The sequence below is a fragment of the Mycolicibacterium sp. lyk4-40-TYG-92 genome (assembly GCF_030209435.1).
Lineage (GTDB): Bacteria > Actinomycetota > Actinomycetes > Mycobacteriales > Mycobacteriaceae > Mycobacterium.
The window spans coordinates 299,533-317,463 of record NZ_JARVRX010000003.1 but is presented as its reverse complement, the minus strand read 5'-3'; the positions used below and the strand labels follow the sequence as shown (position 1 = coordinate 317,463).

The following is a 17,931-nucleotide window of genomic DNA, read 5'->3' as shown; positions in this document are numbered from 1 at the left end:
ATGACGTCACCGAATACATCGCTCTGCCCGCAGTCGACCCCGGAATGGAGCGCGCCGGTGCGGCTGCGGCCGCTCGGCGCCGTGAGCTGGACATCAGTCAGCGCAGTCTGGCGGCCGACGGCATCATCAACGCCGGAGCGCTGATCTCCTTCGAAAAAGGCCGCAGCTGGCCGCGGGAGAGAACGCGCCTGCGCCTCGAAGAGGTGTTGCAGTGGCCGCCGGGGACCATCGCGCGGATCCGCAGTGGCGAGCCGGTACCGACCCAGGTGCCGCCGGCGCCTCAGGCGCAGGCCGCACCCGCCCCGCCGTTGACCAACGTCGGCGAGGTGCCGCTGATCGCACAGGCCGTCGTCGCCGCGGTGAACACGTTGGGCGCCACGGCCGACGCCCTGCCGGCGATCGAAGATTCCGAATTCACGCCATGGGTCACGCAGATTCTGTCCGACCTGCGGCAACTCGAGGCCGTCGCCGCCAGCGCCGCCCGGCTCGGGCCGGTGTCGCCGCCGCTGATCAAGGCGTTGGGACTGGTGCGCGCCCGGATCGACGAACTGACGCTGCTCGGCGCGAAAGCGCCCACGGCCACGCTCGGGCAGCGGTTGTACGCAGCTCGCCGCGGTGCCAACCTGACCATTCAGGAGACCGCGCTTGCGGCCGGCGTGCCCGAGTCCGTCGTGGTCGGCGCCGAGGCCGAAGCGGCGGTGTCCGACCAGGACAAGGAATTGGTCGAAAAGCTGCTCGTGCAGTTGGTCTAGAGGTAATCAGGACCGCTCGCGGTGCCGGTCGTCACCGGTCGGGAAGTTCGCCGCCAGCGCGGCCGCGATCTCGATGAACTTTCGTCGCGTTGCCGGCGCCATCTCCCGGGTGCCGGCGATGACGCCGCCGGGCCGCAGGTGCCCGTCGAACGGAACCTCGACGACGGCCTGTCCCTGCCCGGCGAACTGCTGGGCCAGCACCGAGCGGGTGCGTTTGTCGGCATGGCCGTCGGAATCGTTGAGTACCACCACAGTTCGCTGCAGCAGACCGTTGAGCCCGTGCGCCGCCAGCCAGTCCAGCGTCTGCCCGGCTGCGCCGGCGCCGTCGACCCACGGCGACGAGACCACGATGAGCGCGTCCAGATCACGCAGCACCTCCTGCGTGACGGGGCTGTCCATAGTCGAGCTGCAGTCGATTATCGAGATCGTGAAATGGCGATCCAGCCGGGAGGCGGCCTCCCGGTAGACCGCGGGGTCGAGTACCCGGCGGCGCGCCGGGCTCGCCTCACCGGCCAGCACGAACAGCCCGGCGGCGTTGCTGCCGACACGGTTGCGGATGTCGGCGAAGCTCTCCAGGTGCTGGTCGGAGGCCAACTCCCAGTACGAGCTCAGGGCCTTGGGGTCGACGCGGCTGCCCAGCTTGCCGAACGCGGTGTCGGCGTCGACGGCCACGACGCGGTCCTCCTGCCGCAGCTCGGCGAACAGGGACCCGATCGAGGCCGACACCGTGGTCTTACCGACGCCGCCCTTGCCCATCACCCCGACCTTGTAGTGGCCCGACAGCGCCGACCGGATCCGGTTGATCTGCTGCGCTTCCTGGATCTCGTCGGGTGACGGACCGAGGTTGACCAGCCCGAACGTCGCCTTGAACAGCGTCTTGCGCCAGCCGCGACCGGGCTCGGGCTTGCGGGTCCGGAGCAGGTCGTCGCGCCGGATGGCGTCGGCGTACGACACCGGTGGCGCGAACCGGCCCTGTGGACCGTGCGGCCACTGCGGGTGCGGCGGTGGTCCGGGCTGGACGGGGCCGGGGTACGGCGGGTAGCCGGTCCGGCGCTGCAGCGGTTCGGTGTGCTGCATGCCGGTGTTGTTCGCCGGCGGAGTCACGCGCGGCCAGGCCGGCGGCGTGTCCACGGGATGTCCGGCGAAAGCGCTTTCCGGAGGGTTGTGCTGCGGTTCGAAGTGGTCAGTCACCGAATACGCGCTTTCTCTCCTCGGTTCGCTCGACGCAGGTGCCAAGACGCAGATGCCATCCCAGTATCGACCACGCCGGCGCCGTCGGCGGGATGGCTGGGCCCAATCGAGTCGTCGCCTCTTTGGTCGACGGTCCGGACCGAACGCCCGCGACACCACTGATTGGCTTGTCCACCAACGTTTTTCGCAGCACCTCGATTGTATTGGGCGGGCGTGCGCTGGCGGCGAATTGGTGCGGATCGGGCGGCAGACCCGCTGGTAGGCTCGATGCGGGTTGTGGGGAAGCGCTGTGGGGGTGGTGTGGGGCCGCCCGCGCAGGTCAGATGCCGTGACTCACGTAGGAGTTTGGCCATCGGCCTGCCGTCCGTCAGGTGGCGTACCAAGATGGTCACGGAGGACAGCGATGCCCGGCGCCTGGCGCCGGGAACAGGGGGTGGATCCGAGATGCAGTGGGTGGACACGTGCGCCGGGCGTGATGCCGGGTCGTCTGGGTCGGCTATGTCGCCGGGGCGGTTGTCGTGACCGGCCCGTACACCGCGGCCAGCACCGCCTCGGGCGGTATCGACGACGTCATCGCGGTTGAAGTCACCATCGACGGGATGCTTGTCATCGCCGACAAGCTCGGGCTGATGGATTTCCCGCCGAGTCTCGGCATCCGGCCGAACATTCCGCAACTGGACCTGCGGAACATCGTCTGGGAACAGGTGCGCCGTGATTTGACGGCACAGGGCGTCCTCGACCTCTACGGGAACCCGCATCCGGAAGTGGCCGCCATGGTCGACACCCTCAGCCGCGCGGACCGCACCATCGAGGGCCGTTGGTGGCGCCGCGATGTCGGCGGGAAGATGCTGCGGTTCGTGGTCTGTCGCAAGGGCGAACGGCACGTCGTTGCGGCCCGTGACGGCGAGATGCTGGTCGTGCAGCGGGTTGCCCCGCAAGTCGGCCTGGCGGGCATGGTCAACGCCGTGCTCGGCTCGGCCACCCCCGCCAACGTGGAACCGCTGACCGCATCGACCAGCCGGCTCAGCGACGCCCGCACGCCCGACCAGCTCACCCAGTTCGGCATCAGCCTGAATTCGGCACGGACCTACTCCGAGCTCATTGCCAACCCCGATTCGTGGGTCGAGCTCACCGCGAACGAACGGCACGAGGGCGGCACCCACAGCGAGGCGGACGTGGCCGCCGGCGTCCTCGACTCCCGGCTGGGCCGCATCGTCTCCCTGCCGCGGAAGGTCAGCGGCGAGCTGTACGGCAGCTTCCTCTCCGGTACCGACGAGAACCTCGAACGCGCCCTGCAGGGGCTGTTGGAGTTCCTGCCGTCGCGGTCCTGGTTCGACACGCCCTCCGCGGGCGCCGCCGGCGACGACTACCAGGACTGACGTTGGCGGCCCACCATGATGACGGGTTCGATGACGAGCCGTCGGGCGACGATCCGGACGACGGCTCGGACGACGACCTCGGCGGCGGTCTCGACTTCCTCTACGGCGACGACGTCGTCGCGCCGGACGCCGCGGTCGCCGAGGACGGGGTGCCGTCCGACGACGAGCCCGCCCCGTTCGGGTACACGGTCACGAACCCGCCGCAGACCGTGACCGTCACGGCCCTCATGGACGGCCGGATCCACCGGGTCCGGCTCGCCCCGGGTGTCACCAACATGACGGAAGTCGAACTGGCGGAGGAGATTCTCGTGATCGCCGGACTGGCCCGCCAGGATGGCAGGTCGGCGCAATACGGCGTCATGTACTCCGGACTCCGGGAACTGGGCCACGACCGCGCCGAGGCCAAGGATTTCCTGTCGCACAGTCTCGACCTCCCGTCGCCTGAAGACGCCGCCGCGACCCGCGCCCACATCTTTGCCACCAGATATTCAGGGGAAAACCATGAGTGACCAACTCGCCGCCATGTTCAACAACGCCGTCGGCATGCTGGACACCGCACCGGCGCGCTCGATGCAGCTGTTCAGCGAGATCACGTCGGTCGACGAGACCGCGTGTGACGCCTGGATCGGGCGCATCCGGTGCGGTGACGCCGACCGGACGACGTTGTTCCGCGCCTGGTACTCGCGCGGCAACCTCGGCATGCTTGCCGGTCAGGCCGAGGTGTCGCTGGCACAGGTCAACGCGCGGGTACGGATCGGCGGCGAGCTCGGCGACATCACCTACCCGGTGAACTCGCCGCTGGCGCTCACGTTGGCGTTCGCCGTCAACGAGGCGGCTGAGGGCAACTACGCCGATGCGCTGGAAGCCGTCGAGAGCGCGGCGGTCGGCGGGTCCGAGCATCTGGTGGCGTGGGTCAAGGCCGTCATCTACACCGGCGGCCAGCGCTGGACCGACGTCATGGAGGTGCTCCGAGGTTCGGAGAGTTGGCCGGACGCGTTTCTGGCGGGCGCCGCGGGAGTGGCCCGTGGTGTCGCCGCGGCGAACCTCGGACTGTTCACGGAGGCCAAGGACAAACTGACCGAGGCCAATGAGTCGCCGGCGGGAACGGCGTGCGGCCGGCCGATCGCCTGGTACCTGGCCATGACGTTCCGCGAGCAGGGCAACGAGGAGGGTGCCCGGCGCCTCCTGGAATGGCTGCAGGCCAACTTCCCCGAGCCGAAAGTTGCTGAGGCGCTTCGCGATCCGAACTACAGGCTGCAGACCACCACGACAGAGAAGATCGCGGCTCGCTCGGACATGTGGGATCCGAACAGCGTCGTGGCCGACACCTCGGCGCGTGACAAGATGCTCACCGATGCGCAAGCCGAACTCGACCGGCAGATCGGCCTCGCCAAGGTCAAGGAGCAGATCGAGACCTACCGTGCCGCAACGCAAATGGCGAAAATCCGGGCCGCGCGGGGCATGAAGGTCGCGCAGCAGTCCAAGCACATGATCTTCACCGGGCCGCCGGGAACCGGCAAAACCACCATCGCCCGGGTGGTCGCGAACATCCTGGCCGGCCTCGGCGTCATTGCCGAGCCCAAGCTCATCGAAACGTCCCGCAAGGACTTCGTCGGCGAGTACCTGGGACATACCGCGGTGAAGACGTCGAAGGTCATCGACCGGGCCCTCGGCGGCGTGCTGTTCATCGATGAGGCCTACACGCTGATCCAGGACGGGCTGCAGGGCGGCGACGCCTTCGGGTCGGAGGCCATCGACACCCTGCTGGCCCGCATGGAGAACGACCGCGACCGACTGGTCGTCATCATCGCCGGCTACAGCTCGGACATCGACCGGCTGCTGGAAGCCAACGACGGACTCCGGTCCCGGTTCGCCACCCGCATCGAATTCGAGTCCTACTCCCCGGAGGAGATCGTCGAGATCGCGAAAGTGATTGCCAAGAGCAATGATTCGCTCATCAACGATGAAGCTGCCAAACAGGTCCTGGAAGCGGCGACCACGCTGTACCAGCATCAGCTGGGCGGCAAGCCGGCCATCGATATCGCGGGTAACGGCCGCTACGCGCGCCAGCTGGTCGAAGCCGGCGAGCAGGCACGCGACATGCGACTCGCCCGGTCGATAGACATCGAGAGCCTCAGCGTCGAAGCGCTCGGCGAGATCACCGGCGATGACATGGCGTCCGCGATCAGCGGAGTGCACCGGCGACTGAACATCGGCGAATAACCGATGGCAGATTTCCGGCTCACCACCAAGGTTCAGGTCAGCGGCTGGCGCTTCCTGCTCCGCCGGGTCGAGCACGCCATCGTGCGGCGCGACACCCGGATGTTCGACGACCCGCTGCAGTTCTACAGCCGGTCGGTGTCGGCGGGCATCGTCGTCGCGGTACTGGTGTGCCTCGGCGCGGCGATGATGGCCTACTTCAAACCACAGGGCAAGCGGGGCGGGGACCAGTTGCTGGTAGACCGCAGCACCAACCAGCTGTACGTCGTCATGCCCGGGACACAGCAGATCCGTCCCGTCTACAACCTGACCTCGGCCCGGTTGGTTCTCGGCCACTCCGGTGAACCACAGGTGGTCAAACCTGCCGAACTTGCCAAGATGGCGAAGGGCCAACCGATCGGCGTTCCCGGTGCGCCGTACGCGACGCCGGTGGACGGCACGCCGGGCACCTGGTCGGTGTGTGACACCGTCACCAAGCCCGAGAGCGTCACCCCGACCGTCGAGACCTCGGTGCTCGTCGAGCCCGTCGTTTTGGGCGGTGGAGTCGGGCCCATCCGCCCGGATCAGGGCGTGCTGGTCAAATACCAGGACAAGACCTGGCTCATCACCAAGGACGGGCGGCATTCGATCGACCTCGCCGATCGAGCCCTGACCTCCGCCGTGGGCATTCCGGTCGGGTCAAAATCGGCACCCATCTCGTCCGGCCTGTTCAACGCGCTGCCGAACGTCGGCCCCTGGGCTCTTGCCCCCATTCCGGCCGCGGGCGCACCCAACACCGTCGGCCTGCCGCCGAATCTGGTCAACGGCACGGTGTTCCAGACTGTCACCGACAACAGCAAGCAGCAGTACGTGGTGCTGCCCGACGGCGTCGCCAAGGTCAACGACACCACAGCGGCCGCACTGCGGGCCACCAACTCCTACGGGCTGATCTCGCCGCCGTCGGTGGAATCCAGCGTCGTCGCCAAGATCCCCGAGCAGACCTACACTTCACCGTTGCCGGCGAAGCCCATGACCATGCTGTTGCCGCAGGACGATCCGACGGTGTGCTGGACGTGGCAGCGCGAAGCCGGTGACCAGGGCGCCAAGACCACGGTGATCGTCGGTCGGCACCTGCCCATCCCGGCCACCTCGATGGGCAACGGCATCAAGCAGATCAGCGGCGACGCCACCGTCTACATCGACGGCGGCCAGTACATCCGGTTGCAGTCCCCCGACCCGCGGTACGGCGAGGCGCAGTACTACGTCGACGCTCAGGGCGTCCGGTACGGAATCGCCAACGACGACACCGCGAAGGCGCTCGGCCTCACGGGCGCCGTCACGGCGCCGTGGCAGGTGGTCGGCCTGCTGATGGAGGGCCCGGTGCTGTCGAAGGAGGCGGCGCTGCTCGAACACGACACACTGCCGTCGGATCCGAAACCGAGGAAGGTGGCCGGCACCAATGACGGTGCTGCAGCTGCGGTCCCGCCGCATCCGGGAGGTGCGTCATGACGACCAAGAAGTTCACCCCGTCGATGAAGCGCGGTCCGCGCCTGACCCCGGGTGAGATCAACGTGACGCCGCCCGACGACCTTGGCATCGAGATCCCCGCGTCCGGCATGCAGAAGGCGATGCCATACGTCATGGGCGGCGGCATGCTCGGAATGATCGCGATCATGATCTTCACCGGTGTCCGCCAGCTGTCGCCGTACATGCTGATGATGCCGCTGATGATGATCATGGGCACCGTCGGTTACATGGCCAGTGGCGGTGGCGGCGGCAAGAAGGTGCCGGAGATCAACGAGGACCGCAAGGAGTATCTGCGGTACCTGGCCGGCCTGCGGACGCGCGTGACGTCGTCGGCGGACGCCCAGGTCACGTTCTTCAGCTACCACGCGCCGCACCCCGAGGACCTGCTGTCCATCGTGGGCACGCAGCGGCAGTGGTCGCGCAGCGTCAGCGGCAACAACGCCGACTTCTTCATGGGCGCCCGCATCGGTATCGGCGCGCAGGCTGCGGTTGACCGGCTGCTCAAGCCGAACATCGGGTCGGACCTCGCGGGTCCGATGGCCGCGCCGCAGGCTCACCTGGAACCGGTCAGTCACATGTGGGTGACCAAGTTCCTGCGCACCCACGGCCTCGTGCACGACTGCCCGAAGCTGGTGATCCTCAAGAGCTATCCGACCATCGCGGTCGGCGGCGACCCGGAAGGGTCTCGGGGATTGCTGGCCGCCATGATCTGCCATCTGGCGGTCTTCCATCCGCCGGACCTGCTGCAGATCCGCGTCCTGATGGACGATCTGGACGATCCCGACTGGGCGTGGCTCAAGTGGCTGCCGCATGTGCAGAGCCAGACCGAGTTCGACGACGCCGGACCCAAGCGCCTGGTGTTCACCAAGCCGGACGGGCTGGCGGATCTGACGGCGCGCGGACCGCACAGCGCCGACGCGCCCCCGTCGGGTCCGTATGTGCTGGTGGTTGACCTGACCGGCGGTAAGGCCGGTTTCCCGGTCGACGGCCGCGCGGGCGTCACCGTCATCACCAAGGGCAACCATCGTTCGGGCTACCGCATCAAGGTCAACCCCGATGGCTCGTGCGAGGACAGGGCCGCGAACCAGCCGTGGCGCGAGGTGACCACCGTGACCGACTCGGTCAGCCCGACGTCGGCCGGCCGGTTGGCCCGAAAGCTCGCGGGGTGGTCCATTACCGGGACGATCATCGACAGGGGCACGCGCGTCCAGAAGAAGGTATCGAGTGAATGGCACCACTTGGTGGGTGCCCGCTCGGTCGAGGAGGTGACGCCGCGACGCTGGCGGATGTACTCGGACACGGATCAGGACCGGTTGCGCATCCCGTTCGGCCACCAACTCAAAAATGGCGAGATCATGCATCTCGACATCAAAGAGGGTGCCGAGTTCGGTGCCGGTCCGCACGGCATGCTGATCGGCACGACGGGTTCCGGTAAGTCGGAATTCCTTCGTACCCTGATCCTTTCGCTGGTGGCGACGCACCATCCGGATCAGATCAACCTGTTGCTGACCGACTTCAAGGGTGGGTCGACCTTCCTGGGTATGGAGAAGCTGCCACACACGGCGGCGGTCGTCACCAACATGGAAGAGGAAGCCGAACTGGTCGGCCGCATGGGCGAGGTGCTCACCGGTGAGTTGGACCGCCGGCAGAACATCCTGCGTCAGGCCGGTATGCAGGTCGGCGCGGCCGGTGCACTGTCGGGTGTCGCCGAGTACGAGAAGTACCGCGAACGTGGGGCCGATCTGCCGCCGCTGCCAACGCTTTTCGTCGTCGTCGACGAGTTCGCCGAGCTGCTGCAGAACCACCCGGACTTCATCGCGCTGTTCGACCGCATCTGTCGTGTCGGCCGGTCGCTGCGTGTGCACCTGCTGCTGGCGACACAGTCGCTCAATACCGGCGGTGCCCGCATCGACAAGCTGGAGCCGAACCTGACGTACCGAATCGCGTTGCGTACCACCAGCTCCGCCGAATCCAAGGCGGTGATCGGTACGCCCGAGGCGCAGTACATCACCAACAAGGAGAGCGGTGTCGGCTTCCTCCGGGTGGGCATGGAGGATCCCGTGAAGTTCAAGAGCATCTACACCGGCGGTACCTACGTTCCGACGGTGGCGGAGAACGACGACGGCGACGACGCGCCAAGAGTCGTGGCGCAGAACACCTTCCGCATCCGTCCGTTCACCGCCGCGCCGATGGCAGATTCGGGAGTCGGACGATGACGAACACCGAGCAGCGTGCCCTGCGTGAAGTGGTGCTGAACCAGCTGACGACCGGCGAGAGCCGGGCCTACAAGATGTGGCTGCCGCCGCTGCTGGATCCGGTGCCGGTCAACGAACTGATCGAGCGCGACCAGCGGGCCCCGCTGCGTTTCGGCCTGGGCATCATGGACGAGCCGCGCCGCCACAAGCAGGAAGTGTGGGGCATCGACACGTCGGCTGCCGGTGGGAACATCGCGGTCGGCGGTGCGCCGCAGACCGGGAAGTCGACGTTCCTGCAGACGCTGGTGCTGTCGGCGGCCGCCACCCACTCCCCTAGGCAGGTGCAGTTCTACTGCGTCGACCTGGGTGGTGGTGGCCTGATGTACCTCGAGGACCTGCCGCACGTCGGCGGTGTCGCCACCCGCTCTGAACCAGACCGGGTGATGCGAGTCATCGCCGAGATGAAAGCCGTTCTGCGGCAACGAGAACTCACGTTCAAAGAGCTCCGCATCGGGTCGATCGCCGGTTACCGGCAGCTGCGTGAAGATCCGAATCATCCGGCGTCGCAGGATCCGTTCGGGGACGTCTACCTGATCATCGACGGCTGGCCGGCGTTCATCGGCGAGTTCCCAGACCTGGAGCCGGTGGTCCAGGATCTCGCCGGTCAGGGCCTGGCGTTCGGTGTCCACGTCATCATCTCGACGCCACGCTGGACGGAGCTGAAATCCCGCGTCCGGGACTACCTGGGCACCAAGGTCGAGTTCCGGCTCGGTGACGTCAACGAGACGCAGATCGACCGCATCACTCGCGAGATTCCGGCGAACCGTCCCGGCCGGGCGGTGTCGATGGAGAAGCACCACCTCATGATCGGGGTGCCCCGCATGGACGGGGTGCACAGTGCCGACGACATCGTGCCGGCTATCACCGCTGCCGTCGACCACATCGCGTCCTTGCACAGCGACATGGCGCCGCGCGTGCGCGTCCTGCCCGACCGGATCTACTTGCACGAACTCGACCCGAACCCGCCCGGACCGGAGAACGATTACCGGACGCGATGGACGGTTCCGGTCGGCGTGCGCGAGTCCGATCTCTCGGTGGCGTACAACCATATGTACAACACGCCCCACCAGTTGATCTTCGGTGCGCCCAAGTCCGGCAAGACCACCATCGCGCATGCCGTGGCGGAAGCGATCTGCAAGCGCAACAGCCCCGATCAGGTGCGGTTCATGCTGGCGGACTTCCGTTCGGGCCTGCTCGACGCAGTGCCCGAAACGCATCTGCTCGCGGCCGGTGCCATCAACCGCAACATCGCCGCTTTGGAGGAGTCCATCAAGGCGCTGGCGGTCAACCTGAAGAAGCGGCTGCCTCCGCCGGACCTCACCACGTCGCAGTTGCGCTCACGCTCCTGGTGGAGCGGGCCGGACGTGGTGCTGCTCGTCGACGACTGGCACATGATCGTCGCGGCCAGTGCTTTGGGATCACCGATGGCGCCGCTGGCCCCCCTGTTGCCGGCTGCCGCCGATATCGGTCTGCACATCATCGTGACGTGTCAGATGAGCCAGGCGCATCGCTCCACGATGGACAAGTTCGTCGGTACCGCATACGGCGCGGGAACGCCGACGATGTTCCTGTCGGGTGAGAAAGCGGAGTTCCCGTCGAGCGAGTTCAAACTCCGCCGCAGGCCCCCTGGCCAGGCACTTTTGACATCGCCGGACGGCAAGGAGGTCATCCAGGCGGCCTATGTTGATCCGCCCGCGGAATAAGTGTAGGTGACCCCCCAAAACCGTCGGTAGTATCTGTTTCAGACGTTCAGCAACGCTAAACGCCCGCTGATCGGCAAAGGGGAACGGGGGTTCCGTGGGGATCTTCAATTCTTATTTGTGCCGTTCGCACAATTCCATACCGCGATCTTGAAATTGGTAAGGAGAAGAGAAATGCAGCCTTTGGAGCACAACCCCGGCGCAGTCGGTGTCGGTACGCAGGTCGTCGCCAACGGTGCACGTGGCCTGGCCACCGGCACCGCCACCCTGACGGAGGCCAGCGCTCTGGTTCCGGCCGGCGTCGACGAGGTGTCCATGCAGGCCGCCATGGCGTTCGCCGTCGAGGGCGCGGAGACCATGGCGCTTCATTCCTTCGCCCAAGAAGAACTGGCCCGCGGTGGTGCGGCGTACGTGGAAGCTGCGGCGATCTACGAAGCGACCGACGCGGCCAACGCCGCGACCTTGATCTAGACGCTGCCAAGCCGAAACTTCTGAGTCCGAGGACAGCGAATTATGGTTGCCCCGCCCGCCATGCCGGCGATGTTCTACGGAGCATTCCCCCCGGAAGTGAACACCGGGCGGTTGATGGCCGGCGCGGGTGCTTCTCCGATGATCCAGGCCGCGGCCGGATGGGAAGCACTGGCGGTCGCGTTGGAGGCACAGGCGGCGGAACTTTCCGCCAGCCTGTCCGCATTGAGCGCGAACTGGTCGGGGATGGCGAGTGAGCGGGCGGTGTCGGCGACCATGCCGATGGTGACGTGGTTGCACACCACTGCCGTGCAGGCGCAGAAACGTGCCATGCAGGCTCTGGCGCAGGCAGATTCGTACACGCTGGCCCTCACCACGACACCGCAGATACCGGAGATCGAAGAGAACCACATCACGCATGCGGTACTGGAAGGGACCAACTTCCTCGGTATCAACACCGTCCCTATCGGATTGAATGAGGCGGATTACCTACGGATGTGGGCACTGGCGGGCGCCGTCATGGAGACGTATCAGGCGGAGACCAGCATGAATACGCTGTTTGAGCCGATCCTGCCGGCACAGCCGATCGTCATGCCGGGTGTGGCGGAGAGCGCGGCCGCTGCGGCGCTGGCGCAGACCGCTGCACGAGCGCCTGAAGCGATGATGCGCGAGCTGATCATGGCACAGGTGACCGGCCAATCAGCGCTGGAAGACGCTGCACTGATGATGGGTGGCGGCGCGTCGCAGCTCAGCTTTGCTGCCGGAAGGGCTGAAGAACAGGCGCAACGGTCCGAGGGTGCGGTGCAAAAGGCCACCGGTCAGCAAGACCAGGCGCAACAGGGCACGCAGATGATGATGCAGGTGGCCTCGCAAGTCGGATCGCAAGTGGCCCAGTTGCCTCAGCAGCTCAGCCAATTGATTACCCAGCCAGTGCAACAGCTGAGCCAGCCGATGCAGCAGTTCACACAGATGTTCAGTCAACTCGGCAGCAGCTTCGGTCAGAACAACGGGCCACAGATCGGCTTGATGGGTGCGAGCCCGTTCTCCAACCACCCGCTGGCGGGGGGCTCGGGGGCAGCGTCGGGCGCCGGGCTGGTGCGAGCGGCGTCACTGCCGGGGATGGGTGGTTCGGCACCGCGAACGCCCCTGATGGCCTCGCTGGTCGGTGGCCCCGGAGGGTCCTCGACCGCATCGCTCGAGGCCGGCGCAGCGGCAGGTGCGGCGGCCGCGGGTAAGGCGCCGGTGAGCAGCGCCGGCGGGGCCGGGGCCGGCGGCATGGGGGCGGGCGCCAAAGCAGAGAAGGGCGGAGGGACAAGGGAGGCTCTCAAGGCCCCCGGGGTTCTGGTGCAGGACCTCGAAGACGATGACGACGACTGGTGAGTTGTCGCTTCACACAAAGGCTTTCCGGCCCCGGGGGGTCGGCAAGGACTCGCCATTCCCGTGGTGAGGACACAGGAAAAGAAAAGGTGATCCAAACATGACAAGCATGAATACAGATGCCGCGGTCCTCGCCTCGGAGGCCGCAAACTTCGACCGCATCGCCGGTGAGCTCAATGGTCACAAGGGTGCCGTCGATGGGATTGCGGGCCAGCTCCAGGCCTCGATGAAGGGTGACGCCGGCACCGCCGCACATTTGGCTCTGGTTCGCTTCAACGAAGCCATGGACCAGCAGTTGAAGGAGCTGAGCGACATCTCCAACAACATCCAGTCCGCCGGTACGCAGTACACCGCGGCCGACGCTGACGGCGCGTCGAGCCTGGCAAGCCAGATGCACCTCTAACACGACCTAATCCAACGCACTTAACTCAAACATAGAAACGGAGAAAGAAATGGCTGACGGCGGACAGGTTTGGCATTTCGCAGAAAACCACGGGCATGTGGATGCCCTGGCGGGGCAGAAGGCCGCCATCGACGGTTTGCTCGACGAGGGCAAGGCTTCGCTGGCGAAGCTGGCGTCGGTTTGGGGCGGCTCCGGTTCGGAGGCGTACCAGGCGGTGCAGCAGCGGTGGGACAACACCGCATTGGAGCTGAACAACGCATTGCTCAGCTTGGCGCACGCAATCGGTTCGTCCAACGAGGATATGGCCGGTGTCGAGAGTGGCGTCACGGGCTCTTTCGGTTAAAGCAGACACAGCATCGGAGGTGGGCAGGTCGGCGTAGGGTCGACTCTGCCCACCTCATGTGCGTTCCCGGGGTCATCAACACACAATCGAGAGGTACTCATGTCCGCCGACTATGACCGGCTCTTCAACAACTCGCCGGGCCAGGCCGACAACGAGGAAGCCACGCGCACCGTCGACCATGCGACCCTTGCTGCCGCCGCGCAGATGTCGGCCTCCGCGGCCGCTGCCTCGGCTGCAGGGGCCGAATCGCCGTCGGGTCCGCCCGTTGCCGGCCAGCCTCAGCAGCCGCCGGGCCTGGTCCCGCCGCCGCGGCCCTCCGAAGTGACGACTCAAATGCCGCCGACGCCACCGCAATTCATGCAGAACGGCTTGATGCGCTCGCCGCAGGGTGCGCCGATGGCCGGCGCGCAATACGAGCAGCCGCAGCACGCCCCGATGATGATGCCGCCCCCGCCGCGACACATGCAGCCGCCGCCACAGCACTACGCCATGGACCCGCAGGCCGACATGCAGTGGACCGAGCAGCACATGCCGGACCAGACGTCGGCCGCTACCATCGGCGACCACCGCGCCATCGACGCGCTGTCGCACGTCGGCGTGCGGGCCGGGGTGAAGATGCCGTCGCAGCGCGGCTGGCGCCACGTGCTCTACTTGCTGACGCGCATCAACCTGGGCCTGTCGCCCGATGAGCTCTACGAATTGGACCTCTACACCCGGATTCGTCGCAACGCCCGTGACTCGTACCAGATCGGTGTGCTGGGCCTGAAGGGCGGCGTCGGCAAGACGGCCGTCACCGTGACCTTGGGCTCCGTGATGTCGAAGGTCCGCGGCGACCGGATCCTGGCTGTCGACGCCGATCCGGATGGTGGCAACCTGGCCGACCGGGCCGGTCGGCAGTCGGCGGCAACAATCTCGGATCTGTTGTCGGACAAGGAACTTGCGCGGTACAACGACATCCGCGCCTACACCAGCATGAACGCCTCCAACCTCGAAGTGCTGTCGTCGGCCGAATACAGTGTGGCGCGCCGTGACTTCAACGAAGAGGACTGGGCCGCCGCGGTCAAGATCGTCTCGCAGTACTACAACCTGGTGCTCGCCGACTGTGGCGCCGGATTGTTCCACCAGGCCTCGCGTGCCGTGCTGTCGACGGTGTCCGGTCTCGTGATCGTGGCCAGCGCCTCGATCGACGGTGCCCGGCAGGCCGCGGTAACCATGGACTGGTTGCGGCAGAACGGATATCAGGATCTGCTGGGTCGGGCGTGTGTGGTCATCAACCACGTGACACCGGGCAAGACCAACATCGACGTCGACGACCTCGTGCAGCAGTTCGAACGGCACGTGCCGGCGGGTCGCGTCGTCGTGCTGCCTTGGGACAAGCACATCGCCGCCGGTTCGGACATCCAGTTCGACCTACTGGGCAAGACCTACCAGCGCCGGATCACCGAGCTCGCCGCGGCACTCTCTGACGACTTCGACAGGCTCGAGCGCCGGTGACCGCATCGGCCGGCCCCGCAACCGCTGCACCCGCCGCGGCAGCTGACAATCCGACAAGGCAGTCGACCACCCGGGTCACCATCCTGACCGGTCGACGCATGACCGACCTGGTCCTGCCCGCGTCGACGCCGATCGAGACCTATATCGACGAGACGGTCAACGTGCTCGCCGACCTCCTCGACGACACCCCGGCCGATGTGCTGGCCGGGTTCGACTTCAAGGCACAGGGCGTGTGGGCGTTCGCGCGTCCGGGTTCGCCGCCGCTGAAGTCCACCGAGTCGCTCGATGACGCCGGAGTGGTCGACGGGGCGCTGCTGACCTTGGTGTCGGTGAGCCGGACCGAGCGGTACCGGCCGCTGGTCGAGGACGTCATCGACGCCATGGCGGTTCTCGAGGAGTCCCCCGAGTTCGACGCCGACGCGCTGAAACGTATTGTCGGACTGGCTATTCCAGTCGCAACGTTCGCGACGACCGGAGCATCGTTGTGGGCGTGGTCGCATTCCGGCCACGGTTGGTGGTGGCCGGTCGCCCTCGGGCTGCTCGGCGCGTTGGTGTTGGCCGGCAGCTTCATCGCCAAGGGGCGCTACGACAACGCAGACCTGTCCGAGAGTCTTCTCGTGGCTTCGCTGCCACTGTTGGGTGGTGCGGCGGCACTGGCGGTTCCGTTGCCGCGCGGTATCAACGACATGGGTGCGCCCCAGCTCGCGGGTGCGGCGGCGGTGATCCTGATCGTCGTGCTGGCGACCCGCGGTGGGCCGCGGAAACGTGCCGCGGCGGCGGCTTTCCTGGCGGTCATCGCGGCTGCGCTGATGGGCGCCGCCATCGCCTATGGATACGGCGGAGGCTCGTGGGTTCCCGCGGGCGCCATCGCCCTCGGTCTCATCGTCATCACCAATGCAGCGAAACTCACGGTCGCGGTGGCGCGGATCGCGCTGCCGCCGATTCCCGCGCCGGGTGAGGTGATCGCGAATGAGGAACTGCTCGATCCTGTTGCCGCGCATAGCGATGTCACCAACGAGGAGTCGGCGACGTGGCGCGCGATCATCGACTCGGTGCCTGATTCCGCGGCGCGGCTGACCGAACGCAGCACGCTGGCTCGGCAGTTGTTGATCGGATTCCTGAGCGCGGGTGTCACGGTGCTGACTTACGGCGCCATCGCGATCGTCGTGCAGGGACACTTCTTCGTGCACTCGATGATCGTCGCGGGACTTGTGACGGTCATCTGCGGGTTCCGGTCGCGGTTGTACGCCGAACGGTGGTGCGGCTGGGCACTGTTGGCGGCGACGGTGGCCATCCCGACCGGCGTGATGATCAAGTTGGTCTCGTGGGATGCCGACGGCGCTTGGCTGCCGATCGTGCTGTACGTGGGGCTTGCGGTCGTCGCGCTCATCACGGTCGGCGCAGCGGACGGCGTCGGCCGCGTGTCACCGGTGACCAAGCGAATCCTGGAGCTGACCGACGGTGCGGCGATTGCCGCGGTGATTCCGTTGCTGCTGTGGATCGCCGGTGTTTACGACAGCATTCGGAACATCCGGTTCTGACGGGTCCGTTCGCCGCGCACCGGGTGTGACGCCGCCGCGCGACGGCCGTGTTGGCGCCCGTACGGTGTCTTGAGTAGTCAAATGTATAGGGAGACCACGATATGTCCGAAAATCACGAGGCCGGCTCGGTGAGTGAGCAGCCGTCGGCGGCTGGTGATCTCGAGGAGAAGACCCAGTTCGTCGATCGGTCGGCGTTCCAGCCGCCGACGGCAGCCGCCCCGCAGACGGGTGACCAGACGCAGGTCGTTCCACAGACCGCCGCCGCGCCGGAGACGGGCGACCAGACGCACGTCGTTCCGCCGACCGCGGCTGCCCCGCAGTGGCAGCCGCCCCAGCCTCCCGCCGCGCCGAATCCTTACGGCCAGCAGGTGCCCCCGGCGGCGCCGCAGTGGCAGCCGCCCCAGCCGGGCTATCAGCCGCCGGCCCCGCAGCCGCAGTTCGGTCAGCCCGGAGCGCCGGTGCCGCCGCAGCCTGAGCAGCCGTGGAATCCGGCTGGTGCGCCCGTGCCGCCCCTGCCGGGGTTCGGTGCTCCGACCTACGGTGCTCCGGGATTCGGCGCTCCAGGTTTCGGTGCTCAGGTGCCGCCGCCGGGATTCGGTCCGGGTGGTGCCCAGCCGGGATTCGGCGGACCCCAGCCAGGCGGCTACCCCGGTCCCGGCGGACCGCAGTTCGGCGAGCCCGCGGGTCCGCAGCAGACCCCCGTCGACATGGCCAAGTCGCTACTGACCAAAGGTGATTCGTTCATCTTCCGGTTGATGACGCGGGGCGTCCGCGGCGAGCTGATCCAGCAGCCGTGGTTCCAGAACATGCGGAACAACCCGCAGGGTTCCAACCAGTTCGTCTACCTCGGCTACGGCGGAGCGGTACTGATCGGGTTGTTCCTCAGCCTGTTCGGTGGCATCGGTTCGCTCATCGCAAGTGTGCTCTGGCTCGGGCTGGCCTACTGCTTCCTGGCCCTCGGCACGAAGCTGGCGGCGCAGTTCGTGGCCTACGCGATTTGCGGTGTGGGTGCGGCGGCAAGCCTGCTGGGCGTTTTGTTCGGCATCATCGGCTTGGCCGGAGTGAGCAGCAGCCCCTACGTCAGTGGCAGCCTCACGGCAATGCTGATCCTGGCTGTGGTGATCAACGGTGTCATCGCAGTTGTGCTGGGCTACATCGGGATTCAGGTCCACAAGGGTATTCAGAAGATCGCTACCGGTCAGTTCTGACAGCCCGACCGATGAACGGTGCACCCTGAAATCGGGGTGCACCGTTCGCTGTTCTGAAGCTGCCGGCAGGCCATAGTCTGAACCGAAGGTCAGG

General features: G+C 66.8%; 15 protein-coding genes. 14 read left to right on the top strand and 1 reads right to left on the bottom strand.

From position 1 onward, the window contains the following. The first annotated feature begins 44 nt into the window (after window positions 1-44). A complete protein-coding gene (locus QRN63_RS07650) occupies window positions 45-752 on the top strand; it encodes a transcriptional regulator (protein ID WP_285030556.1) in 708 nt (235 codons plus the stop codon). A gap of 6 nt (window positions 753-758) precedes the next feature. Here the strand turns inward: QRN63_RS07650 and QRN63_RS07645 are convergent, their stop codons facing one another. Continuing rightward, the gene (locus tag QRN63_RS07645; RefSeq protein WP_285030245.1) at window positions 759-1,943 is read right to left on the bottom strand and encodes a MinD/ParA family ATP-binding protein; all 1,185 of its coding nucleotides are present in this window, start codon (window positions 1,941-1,943) and stop codon (window positions 759-761) included. Between the two features lie 518 nt (window positions 1,944-2,461). On the opposite strand from QRN63_RS07645, the gene QRN63_RS07640 reads away from it, so the two are divergent. The 13 genes from QRN63_RS07640 (at window position 2,462) to QRN63_RS07580 (ending at window position 17,837) form a co-directional block, all read left to right on the top strand. Next, entirely contained in the window at window positions 2,462-3,322 is an 861-nt protein-coding gene (locus tag QRN63_RS07640) for an ESX secretion-associated protein EspG (RefSeq protein ID WP_285030243.1), read from the top strand. Between the two features lie 2 nt (window positions 3,323-3,324). Then, window positions 3,325-3,831, top strand: a complete 507-nt coding sequence (locus QRN63_RS07635) for a YbaB/EbfC family DNA-binding protein (protein ID WP_285030241.1) — start codon at window positions 3,325-3,327, stop codon at window positions 3,829-3,831. Continuing rightward, window positions 3,824-5,545, top strand: coding sequence for a type VII secretion AAA-ATPase EccA (eccA, locus tag QRN63_RS07630; RefSeq protein WP_285030240.1), 1,722 nt, complete (start codon window positions 3,824-3,826; stop codon window positions 5,543-5,545). Before QRN63_RS07635 ends, eccA begins: the two co-directional genes overlap by 8 nt. A 3-nt stretch (window positions 5,546-5,548) precedes the next feature. After that, window positions 5,549-7,030 (top strand): type VII secretion protein EccB, encoded by a 1,482-nt coding sequence (gene eccB, locus QRN63_RS07625; RefSeq protein ID WP_285030238.1) that lies wholly within the window; start codon window positions 5,549-5,551, stop codon window positions 7,028-7,030. Continuing rightward, entirely contained in the window at window positions 7,027-9,264 is a 2,238-nt protein-coding gene (gene eccCa / locus QRN63_RS07620; RefSeq protein ID WP_285030237.1) for a type VII secretion protein EccCa, read from the top strand. The genes eccB and eccCa overlap by 4 nt, the downstream gene beginning before the upstream one ends. After that, the gene (eccCb, locus tag QRN63_RS07615) at window positions 9,261-11,006 is read left to right on the top strand and encodes a type VII secretion protein EccCb (protein WP_285030235.1); all 1,746 of its coding nucleotides are present in this window, start codon (window positions 9,261-9,263) and stop codon (window positions 11,004-11,006) included. The genes eccCa and eccCb overlap by 4 nt, the downstream gene beginning before the upstream one ends. A 171-nt stretch (window positions 11,007-11,177) precedes the next feature. Continuing rightward, the gene (locus tag QRN63_RS07610) at window positions 11,178-11,474 is read left to right on the top strand and encodes a PE family protein (RefSeq protein WP_285030233.1); all 297 of its coding nucleotides are present in this window, start codon (window positions 11,178-11,180) and stop codon (window positions 11,472-11,474) included. Window positions 11,475-11,543: 69 nt separating this feature from the next. Beyond that, window positions 11,544-12,851, top strand: a complete 1,308-nt coding sequence (locus QRN63_RS07605) for a PPE family protein (RefSeq protein ID WP_285030555.1) — start codon at window positions 11,544-11,546, stop codon at window positions 12,849-12,851. Window positions 12,852-12,948: 97 nt separating this feature from the next. Further along, entirely contained in the window at window positions 12,949-13,251 is a 303-nt protein-coding gene (locus QRN63_RS07600; RefSeq protein ID WP_285030232.1) for a WXG100 family type VII secretion target, read from the top strand. A 49-nt stretch (window positions 13,252-13,300) separates the two neighbouring features. Further along, window positions 13,301-13,594, top strand: coding sequence for a WXG100 family type VII secretion target (locus tag QRN63_RS07595; RefSeq protein ID WP_285030230.1), 294 nt, complete (start codon window positions 13,301-13,303; stop codon window positions 13,592-13,594). 99 nt (window positions 13,595-13,693) lie between these two features. Beyond that, window positions 13,694-15,088: a MinD/ParA family ATP-binding protein gene (locus tag QRN63_RS07590; RefSeq protein WP_285030229.1), complete on the top strand. Its 1,395-nt coding sequence runs from the start codon at window positions 13,694-13,696 to the stop codon at window positions 15,086-15,088. After that, on the top strand, window positions 15,085-16,629 hold the full coding sequence (gene eccD / locus QRN63_RS07585) for a type VII secretion integral membrane protein EccD (protein WP_502888096.1): 1,545 nt from the start codon (window positions 15,085-15,087) through the stop codon (window positions 16,627-16,629). Before QRN63_RS07590 ends, eccD begins: the two co-directional genes overlap by 4 nt. A gap of 101 nt (window positions 16,630-16,730) precedes the next feature. Beyond that, complete coding sequence (locus QRN63_RS07580; RefSeq protein ID WP_285030228.1) at window positions 16,731-17,837, top strand: hypothetical protein; 1,107 nt, start codon at window positions 16,731-16,733, stop codon at window positions 17,835-17,837. Window positions 17,838-17,931: the final 94 nt, after the last annotated feature.

Excerpts from the sequence above, each read along its gene's own strand:
- QRN63_RS07650 (WP_285030556.1), top strand. The coding sequence starts at position 45 with ATGGAGCGCGCCGGTGCGGCTGCGGCCGCTCGGCGCCGTGAGCTGGAC.
- eccA (WP_285030240.1), top strand. The coding sequence starts at position 3,824 with ATGAGTGACCAACTCGCCGCCATGTTCAACAACGCCGTCGGCATGCTG.
- eccB (WP_285030238.1), top strand. The coding sequence starts at position 5,549 with ATGGCAGATTTCCGGCTCACCACCAAGGTTCAGGTCAGCGGCTGGCGC.
- eccCa (WP_285030237.1), top strand. The coding sequence starts at position 7,027 with ATGACGACCAAGAAGTTCACCCCGTCGATGAAGCGCGGTCCGCGCCTG.
- eccCb (WP_285030235.1), top strand. The coding sequence starts at position 9,261 with ATGACGAACACCGAGCAGCGTGCCCTGCGTGAAGTGGTGCTGAACCAG.
- QRN63_RS07610 (WP_285030233.1), top strand. The coding sequence starts at position 11,178 with ATGCAGCCTTTGGAGCACAACCCCGGCGCAGTCGGTGTCGGTACGCAG.
- QRN63_RS07605 (WP_285030555.1), top strand. The coding sequence starts at position 11,544 with ATGTTCTACGGAGCATTCCCCCCGGAAGTGAACACCGGGCGGTTGATG.
- QRN63_RS07600 (WP_285030232.1), top strand. The coding sequence starts at position 12,949 with ATGACAAGCATGAATACAGATGCCGCGGTCCTCGCCTCGGAGGCCGCA.
- QRN63_RS07595 (WP_285030230.1), top strand. The coding sequence starts at position 13,301 with ATGGCTGACGGCGGACAGGTTTGGCATTTCGCAGAAAACCACGGGCAT.
- QRN63_RS07590 (WP_285030229.1), top strand. The coding sequence starts at position 13,694 with ATGTCCGCCGACTATGACCGGCTCTTCAACAACTCGCCGGGCCAGGCC.
- QRN63_RS07580 (WP_285030228.1), top strand. The coding sequence starts at position 16,731 with ATGTCCGAAAATCACGAGGCCGGCTCGGTGAGTGAGCAGCCGTCGGCG.